Annotated in this window: 1 rRNA gene; it reads right to left on the reverse strand. The window is 51.8% G+C overall.

From position 1 onward, the window contains the following. Nucleotides 1–1,401: ribosomal RNA gene (locus QOS10_RS09365) — 16S ribosomal RNA — on the reverse strand; the annotation flags it as partial. Nucleotides 1,402–1,476 lie beyond the last annotated feature (75 nt).

Raw genomic sequence — 1,476 nt, forward strand, 5'->3', positions numbered from 1 at the left:
CGGCATGCTGATCCGCGATTACTAGCGATTCCGACTTCGTGTAGGCGAGTTGCAGCCTACAGTCCGAACTGAGATCGGCTTTAAGAGATTAGCTTGCCCTCGCGGGTTAGCGACTCGTTGTACCGACCATTGTAGCACGTGTGTAGCCCAGGTCATAAGGGGCATGATGATCTGACGTCGTCCCCACCTTCCTCCGGTTTGTCACCGGCAGTCTCACTAGAGTGCCCAACTGAATGCTGGCAACTAGTAACAAGGGTTGCGCTCGTTGCGGGACTTAACCCAACATCTCACGACACGAGCTGACGACGACCATGCACCACCTGTCATTGCGTCCCCGAAGGGAACGCCTAATCTCTTAGGTTAGCGCAAGATGTCAAGACCTGGTAAGGTTCTTCGCGTAGCTTCGAATTAAACCACATGCTCCACCGCTTGTGCGGGCCCCCGTCAATTCCTTTGAGTTTCAACCTTGCGGTCGTACTCCCCAGGCGGAGTGCTTAATGCGTTAGCTCCGGCACTGAAGGGCGGAAACCCTCCAACACCTAGCACTCATCGTTTACGGCATGGACTACCAGGGTATCTAATCCTGTTCGCTACCCATGCTTTCGAGCCTCAGCGTCAGTTGCAGACCAGACAGCCGCCTTCGCCACTGGTGTTCTTCCATATATCTACGCATTCCACCGCTACACATGGAGTTCCACTGTCCTCTTCTGCACTCAAGTCACCCAGTTTCCGATGCACTTCTTCGGTTAAGCCGAAGGCTTTCACATCAGACTTAAGTAACCGCCTGCGCTCGCTTTACGCCCAATAAATCCGGATAACGCTTGCCACCTACGTATTACCGCGGCTGCTGGCACGTAGTTAGCCGTGACTTTCTGGTTGAATACCGTCACTGCGTGAACAGTTACTCTCACGCACGTTCTTCTTCAACAACAGAGTTTTACGAGCCGAAACCCTTCTTCACTCACGCGGTGTTGCTCCATCAGGCTTGCGCCCATTGTGGAAGATTCCCTACTGCTGCCTCCCGTAGGAGTATGGACCGTGTCTCAGTTCCATTGTGGCCGATCAGTCTCTCAACTCGGCTATGCATCATCGCCTTGGTAAGCCGTTACCTTACCAACTAGCTAATGCACCGCGGGCCCATCCTGGAGTGATAGCCGAAACCATCTTTGAAATCAAAACCATGTGGTTTTGATTATTATGCGGTATTAGCATCTGTTTCCAAATGTTATCCCCCGCTCCAGGGCAGGTTGCCCACGTGTTACTCACCCGTCCGCCGCTCACTGGTGATCCATCGTCAAATCAGTGCAAGCACGTCATATCAGTTGGGCCAGTGCGCTCGACTTGCATGTATTAGGCACACCGCCGGCGTTCATCCTGAGCCAGGATCAAACTCTCATATAAAATATAAGAACTTGAATAGCTCTAATTCAAATTAATTAAGCGAATTGACTTCGCAAATGTTTTGCTTCTAATCAC

Origin of the sequence: Limosilactobacillus galli, assembly GCF_947381495.1 — a bacterium.
GTDB lineage: Bacteria > Bacillota > Bacilli > Lactobacillales > Lactobacillaceae > Limosilactobacillus > Limosilactobacillus galli.